This is a genomic window from Schnuerera sp. xch1 (genome assembly GCF_019931165.1).
Lineage (GTDB): Bacteria > Bacillota > Clostridia > Tissierellales > Tepidimicrobiaceae > JAIOUP01.
In genome coordinates this window covers 25,277-45,499 of the sequence record NZ_JAIOUP010000009.1, presented here as the reverse complement: position 1 = coordinate 45,499, position 20,223 = coordinate 25,277, and the positions used below count along the sequence as shown (strand labels likewise).

Below are 20,223 nucleotides of genomic sequence, written 5' to 3'. Positions count from 1 at the left end.
ATTTATATGTATAGTCAAGTATATTATATTGTTTCAAATATAATAATAGACCAGAATACTAACATTTAAATTAATATTGACAAACTGATAGCCATATTTAGAAACAAATAATATTTCTATTTTAATCTATAACCATCTCATTTATTTCTAGCATTAAATACACCAACTAAACTTCCTATTATCCCTAATATTCCACTAATACCCATAATGAATATTATGATATCTTTAGTTAATTCTTGGCTTGGTAGTAATGGAATGAATGGAATAGCCATCTCTATCTGACCATATCCATATTTTATTGCTAACCGTAATAGCATAGAAGCCAAAACGCCTCCTATTGAAGTTAAAAATACTCCTTCCAATATAAATGGAAAATCTATAAATGTTCGCGGAGCTCCAAGTAATTCTAATGTATTTATCTGTTCCCTATTGTTGTATATCCCCTGCCTTATTATATGGGATACTACCATCAGAGTTGATATTCCAACTGCCGTTATAGCTAATATCCCTATCAATTTAAGTACCATAACTATATCTTGGAGACGGTCTATTACTCTCTTGTTGTCTCTTATATAATCTATATTATCTAAAGTTTCCAATTGATTTAATATGTAATCAGATTCATCAATATGTATCTGCACTTCTATAAATGCAGTAAAAGGATTCTCATCAAATAACCCCAATATATGGGCTTCATCCCCTAATATGTTCTTCATTCTATCAAAGGATTCCACCTTATCAACTATAATAGTATTTTCTACACCATCTATAGAATCTATATCATTTATTAGTCGAGATATATCCTCATCTCCTAAATCTTCTCTATAGTATACATTTATCTCTGCTTCATCTTCTATTACATCAATTACATAATCACTTATGTTCCACCCTGATATTACTAAAGCAAGGATGAAAAAAATTAATCCAATACTCAGTATGGAAAATATATTGGAAAGTAAATCTATACTAAATAAAATCTTTGCTTCCTTTAAGAAATAGCCTAAATTATATACTGAATTCTTCATTAGACATTGTCTCCCTTCTTTCCACCTCAACGTTTCCATTGTTTATCTTAATGAAGGTTCCTTCATCTTTATCTTCTATTAGATGGGTAGCATGGGTAGTTATTATTACTGTGGTATTCTCATCTTTAAATGAAGTAAGTATGTCTAATATGTTAAGAGCATTGTCAACATCTAAATTTCCAGTCGGTTCATCCGCAAGGATTAATGCAGGCTTTCTAGCTATAGCTCTGGCAATAGCAACTCTTTGGCTTTCACCCCAAGATAACTTTTCAATTAAAGACATAGCTTTATGTTCAAGCCCAACTCTCCTAATAGCATCCATCGCTCCTTTCTTCATATTACTCGATGAAAATTCCAGAAATCTCATTCCTAGCATTATATTTTCTAAAACAGTTCTCCCTCTAATCAGTTTAAACTCTTGAAAAACAGGACCTAGATGTCTCCTCAATTTTCTAATATTTGAACTCTGTTCCTTTATTATATTCTGATTCATAACCTTTAAATGCCCTTTCGTAGGATACTCCATCCCCATTATGAGCTTTAGTAAACTAGTCTTACCCGAACCACTCGGTCCTGTTATATACACTATCTCACCGGGTTTAATTTTTAAATTCACATCCTTTAAAGCTATGACATCATTTTCATATATCAATGAAACATCTTTCGCTTCAATCATATTCTATAACCTCCACTAAATACATTAATTTAAATTTATTTGAACAGTCAACTCCATATATCCTTCAAAAGTCTCCACATTCTTTAAAATATTTTTCAATATTAAAGGTTTCAAATTTAATATAAAGTCTCCTTCTTTAAAAAACTCTTGAATAGTCTCGTTATTAAGCAACATTCCATATAAACTACCTTCCTTTACTTCAAATCTTAAAGTTTGCTGATCCAATATAACAAACGAACCATTTAAAACAAGATCCATCTCAGGTAATTCCATCTTAACTCTCTGAGGATAAAAATGTAATATAATATCAGGTAAATTGGGATTATGATTAATTACCTTATTAAGTATATCCTCTTCTATACTTACCTTTATACCTTCAGAAGTAAGCTCATATCTAACCGCACTTTCAGGTAAATTTCCTTCTTCTATAATATTTGAAAATTCCCTAGTCATGTCAGTCATCAAAATTGAAAGCTTGTCCATCATTGACATTACACTATTTAGTTTCTCTTGATAATATTCGAGATCACCTTTTAGGGAGGCTAACTGTCTCTCCAGTTCCTTAATCTTCTGTTCTTCTTTATTCATTGTTATTTCAAGATCATTTTCTGTTTTCTCCAAAAGTAACAACTTTTTATGTAAATTATTCTTTTTAACTAAAAGGTTATTCTTGATACCATCAATTGACTCAAGTAATTCTCCAGTATTTCTGGTTAAATCCCTCAAGGTATTTATTCTCCTAAGCAAATTGGTCACACTATCCGCATCTAATATGATCTCTATATACGAACTAGGCCCCATTCTCTGATAACTCCTGAGTACTTGTTTTAAAATATTAAGCTTTCCTTCATAATTGTTGGTCTCCTGTTCAATTAGGGTTTCTATATTGGCTATCTCTTCTTTCATTACTTCTATCTTTTCAGTAAGCTTACCTTTTTCTCTTTCTAATTCTTCAATCTGTTGGGCTTGAATGAACAATGACTCAAGAATTATTCTCTCCTCATCAGAAATATCCATCAGCTTTTCTTCCATTTCCGTTATCGTATCCCTCTGTGCTATCATTTTAGAAGATGTAACGGTCAACATAAGTACTAAAATCAAAAGCGATATCCAAATTTTTATCCTACTGATGTGTTTAAACATACATTTCACTCCTAATCCACTCTTCTATAATATATTAGACATTAAATTGCTCTTTTCCTTCTTATTAGGGAAAATAAACACAATAATCACTACCTAATTAATTTTATATAAGTATTAAGCACAAAGATTTCAATACTTTCTATATTAAATGAATAAAACTCTTATTCATTTGGTCATGCTATTGACAATAGAAACATATGGATATATCATAATATTTAAAATTTATAAATATATTTGGAGGGATTTAAATGGCTAATAAATCAAAAGGGGAAAAGCTTCAAGAAACTTTGACTCATAAATGGAAAAACGCATGGGAAACATTAAATAACAGCGAAAGAAAAAAGGTTTTTTCATTTAATGAAGAGTATAAAGATTTTTTGAATAAAGGAAAAACTGAAAGAGAATCAGCTAAAGAAATAATAAAGACGGCATCTGAAAAGGGGTACATATCAATAGACAAAATAAAGAAGAAGGGAATCAAACCTACCCCTGGTATGAAAATATATGCAAATAACAAGGATAAAGCTGTTGCATTATTCGTACTAGGAAAAGAAAACCTAGAAAAGGGAATGCATATCATTGGATCCCATTTAGATGCTCCAAGATTGGACTTAAAACAATCTCCTCTTTATGAAGAAGAAGACCTCGCTCTATTGAAAACACATTATTATGGTGGAATAAAAAAATATCAATGGGTTACATTACCATTAGCATTACATGGAGTCGTAATAAAATCAGATGGAGAAAAATTTGATGTTGTGATTGGCGAGGATGAAGACGATCCAGTGTTCTTCATAACTGATCTTCTACCACATTTAGCTAAAGATCAAATGAAAAAGAAAATGGATGAAGGAATTTCTGGTGAAGGCTTAAATATCATTATCGGAAGTATACCTTATGATGATAGTGAAATAGGTGAAAAAATCAAATTAAATGTACTCAATATACTTAATGAAAAGTATGGAATGAAAGAAGAAGACTTTACCACTGCAGAATTCGAAGTAGTCCCTGCAGGTAAATCAAGAGATGTCGGTATAGATAGAAGCATGGTTGGAGGATATGGGCAGGATGATAGGGTTTGTGCATTTACTTCTCTTAAAGCTATATTAGATGTGGATGCTCCAAACAAGACAGCTGTAGCTTTATTTGTGGATAAAGAGGAAATAGGTAGCGTCGGAAATACAAGTATGAAGTCAAAATTCTTTGAAAATGTGGTTTCAGAATTAATTGATCTTACAGAAGAAAACTATTCAGAATTAATCGTAAAAAGGGCATTGGCAAATTCCTCTGTGCTCTCTGCAGATACCCTAGGTGCATTTGATCCCAATTACCCTGATGTCCTAGATAAAAGAAATTCTCCCTTTATAAGTAAGGGGGTAACCATAGTCAAGTATACTGGTTCACGAGGTAAAGGAGAAAGCAATGACGCAAATTCTGAATATATAAGTAAGATTAGAAAAATATTCAATGATAATAATGTAATATGGCAAATGGGTGAACTAGGAAAAGTCGATCAAGGTGGTGGAGGAACTATAGCTTATATACTCGCAAACTATGGAATGGACGTGGTAGACTGCGGAGTAGCATTACTAAGCGTACACGCACCTTATGAAATTGCAAGCAAAGTGGATGTATATATGACATATAAAGGCTATAATGCTTTCCTCCAAGCATAATGCCTCTTGTGATTTAAAATAGGTTTATAAACTCGCTGACGCTCAGAATAGGAAAGTATCATCCTATAAGCATCAGCGAAAAACCTATTATTCATTAATTAGCCTGTATAGCATGGTAACGCCCTGTTCTCTTGTCATATTATCTTTAGGGTTGGTTCCATCAGTTATACCATTGTCCATAGCCCACTCCCATGCTTCAACTGCCCAAGGACTTAGTGGCTCCTGTATTTTATCGTATTGATATAGTTTATTATATTCGATTATCTGTATCAGTTTATCACCATATTTAGGGTCAGTCGCATAGCCTGCTTCATATATGAATTTTACAGCTTCTCTATAGTCTTTAGCTTCTTTAATCCTTTTATATCTTTTAGATTTACCTATCAATTCTAAATAGTCTCTTATGCTATCTTTAATACTATCATATGCTCTAAATTTAGCTTTCTTATTAAAATATTTGCAGCCATCCCATTCCTTTGTTTCCCTTATGGTAATCTTTCCTGTCCAATATGAACCTGCTTTAATTCCAAATATATTATTTTCTATGGCCTTATCTCCCCAACCTGATTCAAGGATAGCCTGAGCTATAACTAAACTAGGCAATATACCGTATTCACGATAATTTTCTTGTGCTGCCTTGCCTACCACTTCTATGAATTCCTTTTTATTCATAATATTTCAACTCCTTTCTAGTTATTATATATAAACTGGAAAGGAATTTTTACTATTAGATCATCAATTTACACATGTTGTCAGTAAACTCTATTGGATCATCTATATCCAATCCTTCAATCAAAAGTGCTTGATTATATAATAAGTTTGTATAGATATTTAGCTTATCCTTATCATTTTCATATGCATTCAACAGAGATTTAAAAACATCATGTTTGATGTTGATTTCTAGAATCTTATCCGCCTTTATGTTTTGATTGTTTGGCATAGTACTAAGCACCTTTTCCATCTCAATTGAAACTTCTCCTTCATTTGTTAAACATACTGGATGGTTTTTTAATCTCTGTGATGCTCTAACATCCTTAACCTTATCGGACAATATGTTTTTCATCTCTTCAAATAGCTTCTTATTCTCATCTTCATCAGAATCATTCATCTTTTCATCTTCTTCCGGTTCTATACCTAAGTCCTCACTGGATACTGATTTAAACTCTTTATCCTTATATTCCATCATCATCTTTATAGCAAACTCGTCTACATCATCAGTAAAGTATAATATCTCATATCCTTTATCCAATACTAATTCAGTTTGTGGTAATCTCTCTATCCTCTCATTGGAATCTCCCGTAGCATAATAGATATATTTCTGATCTTCAGGCATTCTAGAAATATATTCATCTAAGGTTACTAACTTTTTCTCCTTTGAAGAATAGAACATTAGTAAATCCTGCAACATTTTTTTATTTCTACCAAAATCACTATATACTCCATATTTTAACTGTCTCCCAAAGGATTCATAGAATTTCTCATATTCTTCCCTCTCATTATTAAGTAAATTCAATAATTCGCTTTTAATCTTATTTTTAATATTTTTGGCTATTAGTCTAAGCTGCCTAGTATGTTGTAGCGTTTCTCTAGAAATATTTAAAGATAAATCTTCAGAATCAACCATTCCCTTGACAAAACTGAAGTAATCAGGTAATAACTCTCCACATTTATTCATAATCAATACTCCGTTAGAATACAACTCCAATCCCTTTTCATATTCTGTTGTATAGTAATCATATGGAATCTTCTCAGGTATATACAATATTGCATTATACTTCACCATACCCTCTACGCTAATATGAATATATTTAACTGGCTTATCAAAACCATAACGCTTTTCAGCATAGAAATTTTCATAATCCTCTTTACTAAGCTCTTTCTTATTCCTTCTCCATATTGGAATCATACTATTTACAGTCTCTTCTTCAACATATTCTTCATATTCGTCATCTTTACCTTCTTTAGGCTTACGCTTAGTTAGATTCATCTTTATTGGATATCTGACAAAATCAGAGTACTTCTTAACAATAGACTTTAATTTATACTCATCTAAATACTGATCATACTTTTCATCTTCAGTATTTTCTTTTATCTTTAATATAATCTCTGTCCCTACAGAATCCTTACTATAAGGCTCTATACTATACCCATCAGCTCCTTTAGATTCCCATTTATAGCCTTGGTCACTTTCTAATGCCCTAGTTATTACAGTAACAGTATCCGAAACCATAAAAGCTGAATAAAATCCTACTCCAAATTGTCCTATAATATCATATCCATCTTTTAATTTATTAGCTTTTTTAAAATCAAAGGACCCACTTTTAGCAATAGTACCTAAATTCTCCTCAAGTTCTTCTTTAGTCATACCTATTCCAGTATCTAGAACTTTTAAAATCCTGTTATCCTTATCAGAAATAATCTTGACATAATAATCATCTTTATTGAACTTTAATGAAGAATCAGTCAATGCCTTATAGTATATCTTATCTATGGCATCACTGGCATTTGAAATAAGCTCTCTTAAGAATATATCCTTATTGGTATAAACCGAGTTAATCATCAAATCCAACAGTCTTTTAGATTCTGCCTTAAATGCTTTTGTTCCCATAGTAAACCTCTCCTTTATAAGTAAAAATTTATTATATATATCATCTTACATTAGCACTCTTATGCATAGAGTGCTAGCCCATATTTTTTATTTATCATATTCTATATATTAAGTCAATACGTTTACATAAGAAATTTGAATAACATCATATAAAAAACACCCCATTGATATCTCTATCAATAGGGCGTCATCCTTATCCTAGAATAAATAGTTTTCCCAAAATCATTGTTATTCTATGCTCTTTTATTTGCTTTCTCAATATTATCCAAGAATACATCAAGAGGTTGATCTCCTACGAACTCATACTTATCATTTATTACTATTTTAGGAACACTAGATACATTATATTTTTGAGAAAGCTCAAAGAAAGTTTCAGCTTCTATCATTTCCGCATTTATATTTGAATTCTCCAATGCTAATTTATGAGCTTTTCCTACTGCTCCAGGACAATGAGGACAACCAAGTGTAACAAAGACTTTTATATCTATAGGGTTCGAAATGTTGCTAAGCCTTTCTATGGTTTTATCTGTCAAACGCTCTGACTTACCAGAAACTTCAAGTATAGAAGTTACTAATGAATTTATTTCATGACCTGCAGGTATTCCATTAAATTTTATACCTTTATAATTCTCATTATCATCAAGTATTATAATACTTGGCACCAGACTAACATTATATTCTTTAGCTAAGTCTTTATCTACATTTATATCGTAAAGTTTTAAATGTAGTTTTTCACTTATGGAATATATTTCCTCAATATATGATTGTGTTTCCTCACATGTAGACATGCTTCTTTCTTCGTAAACAATACTATGGTTACATCCTTATCCATTCCTTCAAATATCCCTTTTAATTGTGTTCTAGCATCTTCATTTAACATTTTTATAATAACCCTCCTAATTTTTTATAAAGTATTTAAATATCCATTAGCTGATAGAGCGCACTTTGCTCCATCTGCAGCAGCTATAATAATCTGTTTGTACGCACTATCAGTAACATCTCCAGCTGAAAATATTCCTTTAACATTGGTCTCCCCATATTTATCTACAACAATTTCTCTTCTGTCATTTAACTTAATAACATCCTTGAACTGCTCACTATTTGGTATATATCCAATTTCCACAAATACACCGCTAGCAGGTATAGTATAAGCATCTCCTGCGAGTTTATCTAATACATTAACTCCTGTTACCATTTTCTCGCCAACAATCTCCTGTATTTGTGTATTTAAATGAATATCTACATTATCCAACTTCTCTAGTTGTTCAATTAGTATTTCATCTGCTCTAAATTGACTTCGATGTACAAGAGTTACTTTACTAGCAATTTTAGCTAAATCAATAGCTGCCTCCACAGCAGAATTACCTCCTCCTGCTATTATTACTTCAGTACCTGCAAACAAAGGTCCATCACAAATAGCACAATATGCAACACCTTTACCTAAAAACTCTTCTTCTCCTGGAACGTTAAGTTTTCTGGACCTACTCCCAGTAGCAAGAATAATTGATCTTGCTTTATATGAAGAACCATCAGATAGAAGAACCTCTTTTATAGGTGAATCTTCTACTACTCGCAACGCTTCAACAGCAGAATACTTAGAAATAGGAACATCTACGTTGTTAACATGTTCTTGAAATCTTTTCATAAGATCTTCCCCACTTATGGATGAATAGCCTAAATAATTTTCTACAGTGGAAGTATTAACTACTTGACCTCCAACGTCTTTAACAATTAGCCCTACCTTTGCACCCTTTCTCCTTGAGTATAAAGCTGCACTAAGCCCTGCCGGGCCTCCACCAACTACTATAATGTCATAGACTATATTACCGTCCAATCTATTATCTTTTTGTAAATTGTTTGTTAAATTAATATTAACTTCAATATTCATAACATACCTCCTATAACTTTAAAGGGACGGTACTTGAATGTATTAGTAAAAATAAATTCAATTGCCCCCAAATGAAAATTCTAAGTTTATCATATAATACTAATTACAATTTAATATCTTGCAAATAGAAGATTCGGATAGACCACCAAAGATTTCTGCTAATTCTTTTAAAGATAAAGTAGAATTTCTCCTAAATTGTCTTATTAGGTCATTTCTTAAAGATTTATTAGTCATTAGTTCTTCTGTAGTAATCCCTTTACAATCTGCTATTTCGTTAAGCTTATCTAAACCTTCCTCTAGAGTTTTAATGCAATCTTTACATTCAGATATCTCAGTCAAGCAATCATCAGTCTCGGTTAGTGAATTAAAATCTATCTTATCCAACAAACTATTGTCACATATATACCCATCATTAAACAAACAATAACTATTAAATTTATTATTACATTTCTCCTCAGTAGCATGAATTTTATTTAATATTGAAATCAAATGATCTACATCTCTAATCAATACACTTCTATATCTATCCTTAAATATGGGAGCTGAGTAATTTACATACATGGCATACTTGATATTAATCTCTTTCATTATCTTTGAAATATCAGAACCATTAGCACAAATAACGAGATGATATTCATTTGAATCAGAAACACAATAAGCGTAAAGTTTAAAATCATTCACTTTTTTGGAGCTCCTTAGAATAGATAAAAATTTATCTCTATCTAAATCATTACAAAAAAGATCTCTATCTTCAGTACCTACTTGATTAATATAATAAATTCCATATATATCTTTTACTCTAGCAGTTCTTGGCAACTTATTCACACTCCTCAGTTGAATTATATATTACTTATAAATAAAAGTCAAGTACCGTCCCCTAATCAAAATAAGGACTCTGAGATTATCTCAGAGTCCTTATTTTATACCTTATCACATATTATTTACTACATTAACTGGATATTGTTGGTATCCTCTATTACTGTTACCCTTCCATCTGCTATTTCAGATACTCTAGTACCGTCACTATCTATAAATACAACCTCAACTTGCATATCGGCTGCTATTAGTCCTGTTGGTACTGTCCAAGTTTCAGCATATAATCCTTCTGATATTTCAGTCATAGGAATTCCATTATTATCTGCCATTTCAAATGGAAGTAATATTCTGTAGTATCCTTCTCCACTAGTTGGAGCATTAAAACTAATATCCAATGTATCACCTGCTGTAAGCTCTACATCATTCTCTGGCTGAATATTAGTAATAGCTGTCTCTTCATCTTCATCATCTACAATGGTCACTCTTCCTGGAGCTATTTCTGATACCTTAGTTCCATGTTCACTTACATATATTACCTGAATTTGTAGATCTGCTGCTACTAAGCCTTCTGGTACTGTCCAAGTTGCTGAATACACTCCATCAGTTTCAGGCATTGGAGTTCCTAAATCGTCACCTGATGATCCAAATGGAAGCAGTATCCTATAATATCCTGAACCTCCTGTAGGAGCATTAAAGCTTATTTCTAATTCATCTCCTGCTGTAAGTTCTACATCTTCATCAGGTAAGATATTTGTAATAGTAGGTTCTCCTAATTCAACAGATACTGTTCTCTCAACAATTGTTTCATTACCTGCTAAGTCAATTGCTGATACAGTGATTAAATTTTCACCTTCATTTACAATTAATCTTTCGTGGAAGTTACCTTCTTCATCTACTTCTGCTTCCTTCTCATTTATTAATAGCTGTGATAATCCAATATCGTCAGTTACATTTCCTTCTACATGGACAACCTCTTCATTGATCTTAGCATTATCTAGTGGTCTTTCTACTTCCAATGTTGGTAGCACTTGGTCTTTTATTACTGTTACCTCTGGGCAAGGTTCTGTCTCTACTCCATCCATTTCAGCTGTTACCATTATTGTGTTTTCTGCCTCTGGTAATTCTACTTCAGCTGTAAACATCTTATTCTCAGAATCTATAGAAGTTACCTTTTCTCCGTTAACATATACATTGACCTTACCGTCTGCTGTAACTGTTCCTTCTACAGTTATACTATCTTGGTTTGTATAGTTTATCTCTTCAAGGTTTGTTATTTCTGGAGTTGATACGGAATATTCCATGACTGCTCTTATCATGAGTCCTCCAACTATGCCCTCGGATGATATTAATTGGAATTCTCCATCAATGTTCATATATGATCTATCTGCGTATTCAGATGCTTCGTCTATTCCTGTTCCTGGACAACTAGTACCTGGCTTATCTTGTATTGTTGATATATAGAAATCGTCTTCTGTTGAGAATCCAAAGCTTGATAAATCTATATAGTTCCAATCCCCTCTTACTAAATCGTCTATAAATATTGGATCTCCTACCTGTACTGGATTGCCATTTTCATCTATATCATATATTGTAAATCCTAACCTATTTCCTCCTGGACTTGGCCAATCAGTACCCCAGAGGTATATGTTGGTACCTTTTACTTTTCCATATTCATCTGGTGTAAATCTTACTGCCAATCCATTTGGTGCTTCGTTTAATACCAATGCATTTTCTGCAGTTCCATCATCATAGATTATTTCTTCTTCATAACCTACGAATCTCTTTAATCCTAGTTCAACTTCTGTTACTCCTTCATCTTCTACTTCTACAGTAAATTCCCCTGGTTCAAATCCATCTGCTACTACCTTTAATGTATATGTTCCCACTATAATATCTGGTATAGTAAAGTTACCATCTTCATCTGCAACAACTGGCTCTACCTTTGGATCCTCTACTACTGTTATTAAAGCATTAGATGCTGGATCACCATAGTATCTATCAAATACTGTACCTGTAATCGTTCCACGAGGTTTTGGATCTAGTATGAATGTTTCACTTACGATTTCGTCTTCATCTACACTAACTTCTACGTCCTCTGCATAATATCCATAAGCTTCTGCTCTTAGAGTATAATCTCCCTTAGGAACTCTCATACTGTATTCACCAGTAGCAGGATCTGTTTTAACGCTTCTACCTGTTTCTAGTACTGTAATTACACCTTCTTCTACTGGAATTCCAGTACCTCTTGCTAAAGGTGTGTTTGCAACTTCCTCATCTGATACTGTTTCATAATTGTCTGTTTCTACTTTACTTCTTTCTATTTTATAGCTTGGTTCTGCTGGTTCTACATAATCCTCTCTTCTAGCTAATTCTTCTGGATTTGGTTCAAGTTCAATTCCATGCTCTGATTCTGGATTAATCTCTGGCTCTTCCTCTTGAGCTGCTGCCATTACATAGACATCATCTACATACCAACCACTATAATAGATAATCCCATCTGAATGGAAGAAAAATCTTATCTTTATAGTGTCTCCAGCATATTCATTTAATGATATCTCTTCAGTAAACCATTCTTGTATTCGACTACCATATTTTCCTTCTTCTGTTGGTGTAATGTTTACCCATGTTTCTCCGTCATCATTAGAGATCATTACTTGACCATAATCCCATAATGTGCTTGTTCCTTCAAAATCATACCAATGAGTAAATGTTAATACAACATCATTATCTTCAGGTATTTCTATAGCAGGAGATTCAATATATGAATTGTTATTTCCCGTATAGTCTCCATCAAGATTTGTTGCCCATAATTTTTCTCCTGAAGCTGCTGCATTTGGTCCAGAGGTTGGAATTCCCCATTCCCAATCATTAGCAGTTCCTTCAGTCACTCCTGTTACAAATTCTCCATTGTCTTTTTCAAAATCAGTACCAAATAACTCTGTATATGGTACAGCTACTGCACTTGATTCATTGGAATATGAACTTTCATTCGCTGAAAAATCAACTGCAGTTACTACATAGAATTGTTCTACATCATGTGGAGCTTCCATATCTACAAATTTATTGGTTGCTACTTCAGATACTAGAGTATATGGGCCTCCTGCAGTTTCTGCCCTATATACGTTATAGTGATCTAAGTCTCCTTCAGATGAAGGTTCCCAAGTTAACTTGATTCCTCTTATATTCGCCTCTGCATTAAGATCTAAAGGTGCTGCAGGAGCTTCCGTATCCACTCCTACCAATCTAACATTATCAATATACCATCCCTCTCTTTGAGTATAGGAATTGGATATAAATCTAAATGCTACAAATACTGGATTAGTAGAACCAATATAATCCTCAAGATTGACTACTACTTCTTGCCAATTGGATAGATCGCCTGTATATTCTGGCCCTATTTGTGTCCATGTTTCACCATAATCATTGGTTACAAGTACTGTACCATAGTCATAATCATGATAAGTGTTAAGCCAATGATTAAATCTTAATGTTGCCGCTTCTAGCGTATCATCTCTTAAATCTATTGGAGGAGTTATCATCCAATCATCAGCACTATTACTATGATTTGCACCAAGCACTGTACCTGCAAGATTCTCTCCTTCATATGGAACAGGATCGAAATCAGCTACTGCTGGTCCCCATTCCCAATCTCCCTCCATTGTCCAACCTAAAGCATTGTCTTCAAAACCTTGAGTATATTCATCTGGAACTACACCAAAATTTATATCTATGTTATAATCTTGTGTTACTACCGCTTCTCCTGCATAGTCTCTTGCTCTTATCTTGTATACTAATCCATCTCCTAAGAGCATATCGTGAGTTATTGTCCCTGTATAAATACCGTCCTTATGATCCCCTGATATCCTATCCATTGGTACTAAGAACCAATAGGATTTACCTTCTGGTTTTACCAATAATTCTGCTTCTACTACTGATACGTCATCTGTTATTCTTGCTTCAATTTCTATCTCTGAGCCTGCATATACTTCAGTTATCTCTTGCTCATGTTCTATTACTAAATCCTCTAGGTCTTCTCCTTCTTTTAGTACCTTACCTTCTATTATCCCTGTACCTGATGCTACTTGTGATACTGCTTCAAATGCATTAACCATACCGTATCCATATCCAAAGTTTGGTGATTCTGGATATTCATCATCTGTTAATGGGTCTGCTGTTTCTGATAGAATCTGTTCTATGTCTTCTAATGCTAAAGAAGCATTTGCTGACAATAACAATGCTACCGTTCCTGTTACATGTGGTGCTGACATTGATGTGCCTGAGTATCCGCTTGTATATCCCCCTGGTATACATGAGTATATGTTTACTCCAGGTGCTGATATGTTCGGTTTAATTAGCGTTTCATCATATGGCGATGGACCTAATTTTGAAAAGCTTGCTCTTTCATCATTTCGGTTGACTGCTGCTACTGCAAAGCTCTCTGGATAGTTTGCTGGACATGATATTGATCCTGGCCATGGTTCTGGCTCCCCTGGTCTCTGATTCCCTGCTGAGAATACTGGGAATATCTCTGCTGATCTCCAATTTATTACAGCATCTCTATACCAGTCATCGATTCCATCGAGTCCTCCCCAAGAATTATTAACAGCATCTGGTGCTGCTGTTGAATCTCCTCCAGGGTGCAACATCCATTCTGCTGCATCTAAAAGAATCTTATCTGTGGTTGAACCAGCTGTATTAAATACCCTTGCTGTTATCCATTTTGCTCCTGGTGCTACACCTACCGGATTGCTTCCATCTGGTTCTTGTCCAACCATTGTCCCCATTACGTGAGTCCCATGGCTATCTGAATCCTCTGGCAAGTTAGCTCCATATACTGGGTCAAACCAGCTCTTAGATGGATCGGTTTCTCCTGTATTTGGATCATACCCTCTCCACTTATCATGTAGTGCTGGATGAGTCCAATCCACTCCTGAATCTAAAGAACCCACTACTATACCTGCTCCATCAACTCCTAAGTCCCAAGACTGATCTGCTCCTACTCTTGTTATGTTCCATTCTGGCTCTGTAGATGCTTGTTGTATATCTTTAGATGTTAATCGTACATCTCTGTCAGTTATGGATATGTCCATTTGATAAGTATTATTCTTGTAGATCTTTCCTACTTCTGTCATATAGGATATGTTTTCTATTACTTCTTCTGTAGCCTTTACATATACAATGTTGACTAAATGATAGGATTTAAATTCTTCTACATTCCCTTTTTCCTTTTCTTGCTCTAGATAGTTTAACAGATTAGTTTGAGTTGAGTCTGCCTTGTCCTTTAAAGCTTCTACTACACCTTTCCTAACTTCAAGTCTAGTATTATATGGGGTCATCTTTTCTGATACTGCAGATTTTGTAGCTTTAGCAATCATCTTAGTATCAACCTGATCCTCCATATATACTAAAACTTCTGCCTGACCTTCTTTTTCTAAGTCATCCTTAACGTCAGCTTCAATCTTCATTGATGCTTTTTCTTCTAGGTCTACCCTTGCTGAGTTAATCTTGTTCTCTTGTGCGCTAACAATCGATGTAAAGCTTCCCAATACCATAATCATAACGATTATTAGAGATAGCACTTTTGAAACTCTTCTGTTTCTTAACATCAATAGTTACCCCCTTTGGTTTTTATAAACTTATTAACCTAATGTGCACCTCCTTACCTTTAGTCTAGTAAAATATTTTACCTTATCTGTCTTTATAAAAAGTTTACATTAATTGTAATGTCGTGTCAAGTATTGGAATTTATGTATATTATTCCTCACTAGCACATTTAGTCTAAGAAAAACTGTATTATATGCCATTTTACTGTGTATAATGTACAAACATCCTTATAATAATAGTCATAACTACCTATATCTTTCTTCCTTATATTCATTTTATATTAGTACTAAAAAAGCATCTTATGAATATTTCTATTCATAAGATGCTCTAAAATTATTATTTACGCATTAGTAGTATGTTTTTTAAATCTGTTTTTAATTCCTTCAAAGAGTGCATAAATTACTGGGATTATAACCATTGTTAAAAATGTTGCTGCAGTCATACCTCCTATAACTGTAATTGCAAGAGGCGAAAATCTTTCTGACCCTAATGCAAGTTGCATTGCTAGAGGAAGCATACCCGTAATATCAGAAAGTGCAGTCATCATTATAGGCCTAAATCTAGATTTTACTGCTTCTGATATGGATTCATTTAATTCCATTCCTTCTTTTCTTCTTTCTACAATAAATTCTACAAGAAGTATTGAATTGTTAACAACTGTACCAGCCAGGAGAATAAATCCTAAAAGTACAGGCATTGACATATACTTTTCTGTCAATCCTAATGCTGGAGCTACACCTATAACAACAAGAGGTATTGCTGCCATTACTGTAATAGGATGCAAAAAGGACTTAAACTGTGGTACTAGTATTAAGTAAATAAATACTATGGATAATGATAAAAGGAATATCATATCTTGAGCTGAATCTGACATATTTTGCTGTTCGCCTATTATTTCAACTGAATATCCGCTTGGTAGAGGATACTCTTCAATTACATCATTAATATCTCTAGTTATATGACTAAAAGCCCTTGAATGGGTATATCCTAATATATCAATTGTATATTCTAGGTCCTCCCTAGTGATAATATTTGCTCTTTCGTTTAATTCCACTTCTGCAACTTCTCTTAGAGGCACTTTAACCCCTATAGGGGTGTCAATATAAACATCCAACAAACTATCTACAGATTCTTTGTACTCATCCAAATATTGAACTGAAATCCCTACATTTTCCGTTTCTCCTATATCTATATCAGTTCCTACAATACCTTCTATTGAGGTATAGATTTGATTTGCTACCGCTGCATTTGTAAGCCCTAATTCTTGAATGCGTGACTCGTTCATCTTTACATTAAGCTGTAAGTTATCCATATTAAAGCTTTTATATAAATTTGTAGTTCCTTCTATTTTACTAATCTCTTTTTGCAAATTATCTGCAATATCATAAAGTATCTCCTGATCAGAACCGCTTATCTTTATATCTATTGGCGCCTTGGCATTTGCATTTGCAGTTCCTCCTAACTCTTTAACAGAATACCTCTTGATTCCAGCAATTCCTTCTATCTCTCGACGCAGCTTCTCTTGAAAATCCCATATGGTTTCTTCTCTTTCTGTCCTTGGCGTTAAATTAATGGTCATAAGAGCTTGATTAGTACCCATTACTCCAAAATCACCAAGCAAGTTGCTGCCCTTTTCATAACCTATCTGAGCATCATGATTTACAACAATCTGTTCTTCTGCTAGGAAATTTTCAACTTGTTCTACTGCAGCACTTGTTTCTTCTAGCATCGTTCCTGGCTCCATCTCGATTGAAACATATGTCGTTCCACTATCAAACTGAGGAAGCATTTCCATCCCATTACTAATTAAGAACCTTCCCCCTAAAACTAAAAGAAATAAAGCTATTAATAGTGTTTTTATCTTGTTTTTTAAAGCTAAATCCAGAACTTTAATATAAAATTCCCTTAACCTATCCATTATTTTGTTCCAAGGTAATGTAATTCTAGTAATTAACTTCTCCGCTTTTGTAAATTTGAATTTATTAAACATCACCGTTAAAAGCGGTATAATCAAAAGCGCTATTGCTAGAGATGCACTTATTGCATAGATTACAGTTAAAGACAATGGCGTGAACATCTCTCCAACAAAACCCTCTATAAATAAAAGAGGTATTAAAACTATTAATGTAGTCGTTGCTCCTGCAATACTAGGCATCGCTATTTCATTAGTACCTTCTATAGCTGCTAAAGCTATTTCCTTGCCATTTTCTTGCCTATGCTTTGTTATGTTTTCAACAACAATTATTGACGTATCAACAACAAATCCTATACTCAATATCAGCGCCGAAAGGGTAACCATGTCTAATTTCATGTCTGAAAACTTCATTAATGTCAAGGACGTTAAAAATACCAATGGCATTGAAATGGAAACTACCAATGACTGACTAATATTGGAGATAAAAAGCATTATAATAATTATTGTAAATATCATTGACATCAATACGCTAGATGACATATTATCAACCATTTGGTTGGTAAATACTGAATCATCTTGAGCTATCTCAAATTGAATAAAAGGATATTGCTCTTCTAAGATCTTTACCTCTTCTTTAATATCTTCAACAATCTCTACTGTATTAGCATCCGTCGTCTTCAAAACCATCAATGCAATCGATTCATTTCCTTTATGTCTGTAATTACTTTCTAAATCCTCTGTAGATAGTTCTACTTGAGCTATATCCTTTAAGTAAACCATGTTTCCATCTTTTAACGGTATCCTAATATTTTCTATATCATCTATTGAGTTTAAATCTTCCTCAACTCTTACTAACACTTCCTTATTAGCATCAACTAGCTTTCCACCAGGTGCCTTTATATTATTCTGAGCTAAAACTGAAGATACCTGTTGTAAAGTAAGTCCATAGGATGCGAGCTTATTTTTATCAATATTTACTTTAACTAGTGAATTATATCCTCCAAACATATCAACTGAAGCAACACCATCAAGCAATTGTAAGCTGTAGCCAATTTCATCTTCAGCTATTTGTCTAACAGTTCTCATATCTACAGAGTCACTTTTTAAACTTAGCGTAACTACTGGCTTTTGTGATGAGTCAAATTTTAAAATTCTAGGCTCACTAATGTTGGGAGGCAATTTATTTCTAATTCTGCTTACTGAATTTTGTATATCTATCGCTGCTTCGTCAGTATTTATAGCATAGTCAAACTCCAATGTTATTATAGCTATATTATCCTGACTTGTAGATTTTACATTGTAAATACCCTCTAACTGTCCAAATTCATCTTCCATTGGTTCTACTACATCTTTTACTACATCTTGAGATGAAGCACCTGGATATTGAGTAATCACCGTCACAGTGGGAGCATTTGTATCTGGAGACATCTGTGTTTTCATAGTTACCCTTGAATAAATTCCAAAGATTACTATAGCTATGGCAATAGATAAAATGAAATATTTATTTTTAATTGAAAATCCACCTATATTCATTATTTATCTTCTCCTTTAAAAGCATATACCTTAGCACCATCAAGTAATTTTGATAAGTTTGTTACTGCTATTTTGTCTCCTTCTTTTAACCCACTTACGACTTCTGTATTCTCTCCAACGGTAATTCCTGTTTCAATTTCAACTTCTTTGACCACACCATCCTTATATAAATATACAACGTCTTTCCCTTTTAATTTCTTTATTGAATTCTTAGGTATAATTAATTTATCTTTTACTTCATTTGTCACTATTCTTGTATTTGTGCTATTCCCCGAAAACAATAGGTCAGGCTTCTCATTTTTTATTGGACCTATTTCTACCATGCCTATTCTAGTATTAGGATTAATATTAGGAATAACTTTACTTACTTCTGCCGTTATTTCATCGTCTACACCATTCATTCCCAACAAAGCCTTACTTCCTATTGACATCTTGCTAATATCACTTTCAGGTACATTTATTTTTACAATTATTTCTTCGTTATTATCTATCGCAACCAAAGGTTTACCAACAGCAGCTAAATCCCCTACATTGCCTTCAACCATTTTTACAACTCCATCTATAGGTGCTTTTATGAGAGTATCTCCTATTTTATTATTTAGTTCATTTATTGATGAATTCAATTCTTCTATTTGTTTCTCTGCCATATCTTTCTCATGTACTAATTGATTATATTTATCATCTATGGTTGCCTCTAATTCCTCAAATTGAAGACGTGCTGTATCTGTTTCCTGTTGAATTTTATCGTATGCACTCTTTGAAATTGCTCCTTCATCATATAACTTCTCATGTTTATCTCTTTCTTCCTTTAAAAATTCATAATTTGATTGAGCATTCTCCAGCTTTTTAATCAATGGATTTGAATCATAAAACTCATCAACTTTATCAACTAAATAGTTATAATTAGTCTTCAAAGTTTCTAGTTTTTTCTGTGATGTTTTAAGGCTTGCATCAAGTTGACTATCATCAATTTTAACCAATAAATCACCAGCTTTTACTTTAACTCCTTCTTCAACATAAACTTCAACTATCTGTCCTGCAATAGTTGGTGAAATAGTTGTAGATTTCTTAGGCTCTATTGTTCCAATATAGTTTATGGATTCAACAATATCACCTTTACTTACATTTTCTAGCTTAACTGGTATCCCAAGATCTGTCTCAGTTTCTGTGTGTGTTGTAACACTTTTACTGTCTACAGTATCCTTAATGTTTTTAAAAATTATTATACCTCCTACAATTACAAGTGAAGCTAATATAATAATAAAACTCTTTCTTTTGTTCATAACTTAATCACTCCTTGCATTAAAGTATTATTTAATATCTTATCTTCAATTATCTA

Annotated in this window: 13 protein-coding genes; 1 reads left to right on the top strand and 12 read right to left on the bottom strand. The window is 33.2% G+C overall.

The window, feature by feature from the left end; translation table 11 throughout:
• Positions 1-137 precede the first annotated feature (137 nt).
• Genes K8M07_RS07700 through K8M07_RS07690 form a run of 3 tightly spaced genes read right to left on the bottom strand, consistent with a single transcriptional unit; the run spans position 138 to position 2,844 of the window.
• Entirely contained in the window at positions 138-1,025 is an 888-nt protein-coding gene (locus K8M07_RS07700) for a cell division protein FtsX (RefSeq protein ID WP_223377434.1), read from the bottom strand.
• Positions 1,006-1,701, bottom strand: a complete 696-nt coding sequence (locus K8M07_RS07695; protein ID WP_223377432.1) for a cell division ATP-binding protein FtsE — start codon at positions 1,699-1,701, stop codon at positions 1,006-1,008. The genes K8M07_RS07700 and K8M07_RS07695 overlap by 20 nt, the downstream gene beginning before the upstream one ends.
• A 24-nt stretch (positions 1,702-1,725) precedes the next feature.
• Positions 1,726-2,844 (bottom strand): coiled-coil domain-containing protein, encoded by a 1,119-nt coding sequence (locus tag K8M07_RS07690; protein ID WP_223377430.1) that lies wholly within the window; start codon positions 2,842-2,844, stop codon positions 1,726-1,728.
• Positions 2,845-3,092: 248 nt separating this feature from the next.
• On the opposite strand from K8M07_RS07690, the gene K8M07_RS07685 reads away from it, so the two are divergent.
• Positions 3,093-4,520 carry an aminopeptidase gene (locus K8M07_RS07685; RefSeq protein WP_223377428.1) on the top strand — a complete coding sequence of 476 codons (1,428 nt, stop codon included), beginning with the start codon at positions 3,093-3,095 and terminating at the stop codon, positions 4,518-4,520.
• An 87-nt stretch (positions 4,521-4,607) separates the two neighbouring features.
• Here K8M07_RS07685 and K8M07_RS07680 read toward each other — a convergent pair whose 3' ends face one another.
• The 9 genes from K8M07_RS07680 to K8M07_RS07640 form a co-directional block, all read right to left on the bottom strand.
• Complete coding sequence (locus K8M07_RS07680) at positions 4,608-5,192, bottom strand: glycoside hydrolase family 73 protein (RefSeq protein WP_223377427.1); 585 nt, start codon at positions 5,190-5,192, stop codon at positions 4,608-4,610.
• 55 nt (positions 5,193-5,247) lie between these two features.
• Positions 5,248-7,128 carry a molecular chaperone HtpG gene (htpG, locus tag K8M07_RS07675; RefSeq protein ID WP_223377425.1) on the bottom strand — a complete coding sequence of 627 codons (1,881 nt, stop codon included), beginning with the start codon at positions 7,126-7,128 and terminating at the stop codon, positions 5,248-5,250.
• Positions 7,129-7,361: 233 nt separating this feature from the next.
• Entirely contained in the window at positions 7,362-7,916 is a 555-nt protein-coding gene (pdo, locus tag K8M07_RS07670) for a protein disulfide oxidoreductase (protein ID WP_223377424.1), read from the bottom strand.
• Entirely contained in the window at positions 7,865-8,008 is a 144-nt protein-coding gene (locus K8M07_RS07665) for a hypothetical protein (protein WP_223377422.1), read from the bottom strand. Before K8M07_RS07665 ends, pdo begins: the two co-directional genes overlap by 52 nt.
• A gap of 24 nt (positions 8,009-8,032) precedes the next feature.
• A complete protein-coding gene (locus K8M07_RS07660; RefSeq protein WP_223377420.1) occupies positions 8,033-9,016 on the bottom strand; it encodes an FAD-dependent oxidoreductase in 984 nt (327 codons plus the stop codon).
• Between the two features lie 99 nt (positions 9,017-9,115).
• Positions 9,116-9,832, bottom strand: coding sequence for a transposase (locus K8M07_RS07655; RefSeq protein ID WP_223377418.1), 717 nt, complete (start codon positions 9,830-9,832; stop codon positions 9,116-9,118).
• Between the two features lie 128 nt (positions 9,833-9,960).
• The gene (locus K8M07_RS07650; protein ID WP_223377416.1) at positions 9,961-15,438 is read right to left on the bottom strand and encodes a S8 family serine peptidase; all 5,478 of its coding nucleotides are present in this window, start codon (positions 15,436-15,438) and stop codon (positions 9,961-9,963) included.
• Positions 15,439-15,776: 338 nt separating this feature from the next.
• A complete protein-coding gene (locus K8M07_RS07645) occupies positions 15,777-18,884 on the bottom strand; it encodes an efflux RND transporter permease subunit (RefSeq protein WP_223377414.1) in 3,108 nt (1,035 codons plus the stop codon).
• Complete coding sequence (locus K8M07_RS07640) at positions 18,884-20,167, bottom strand: efflux RND transporter periplasmic adaptor subunit (RefSeq protein ID WP_223377412.1); 1,284 nt, start codon at positions 20,165-20,167, stop codon at positions 18,884-18,886. Before K8M07_RS07640 ends, K8M07_RS07645 begins: the two co-directional genes overlap by 1 nt.
• Positions 20,168-20,223 lie beyond the last annotated feature (56 nt).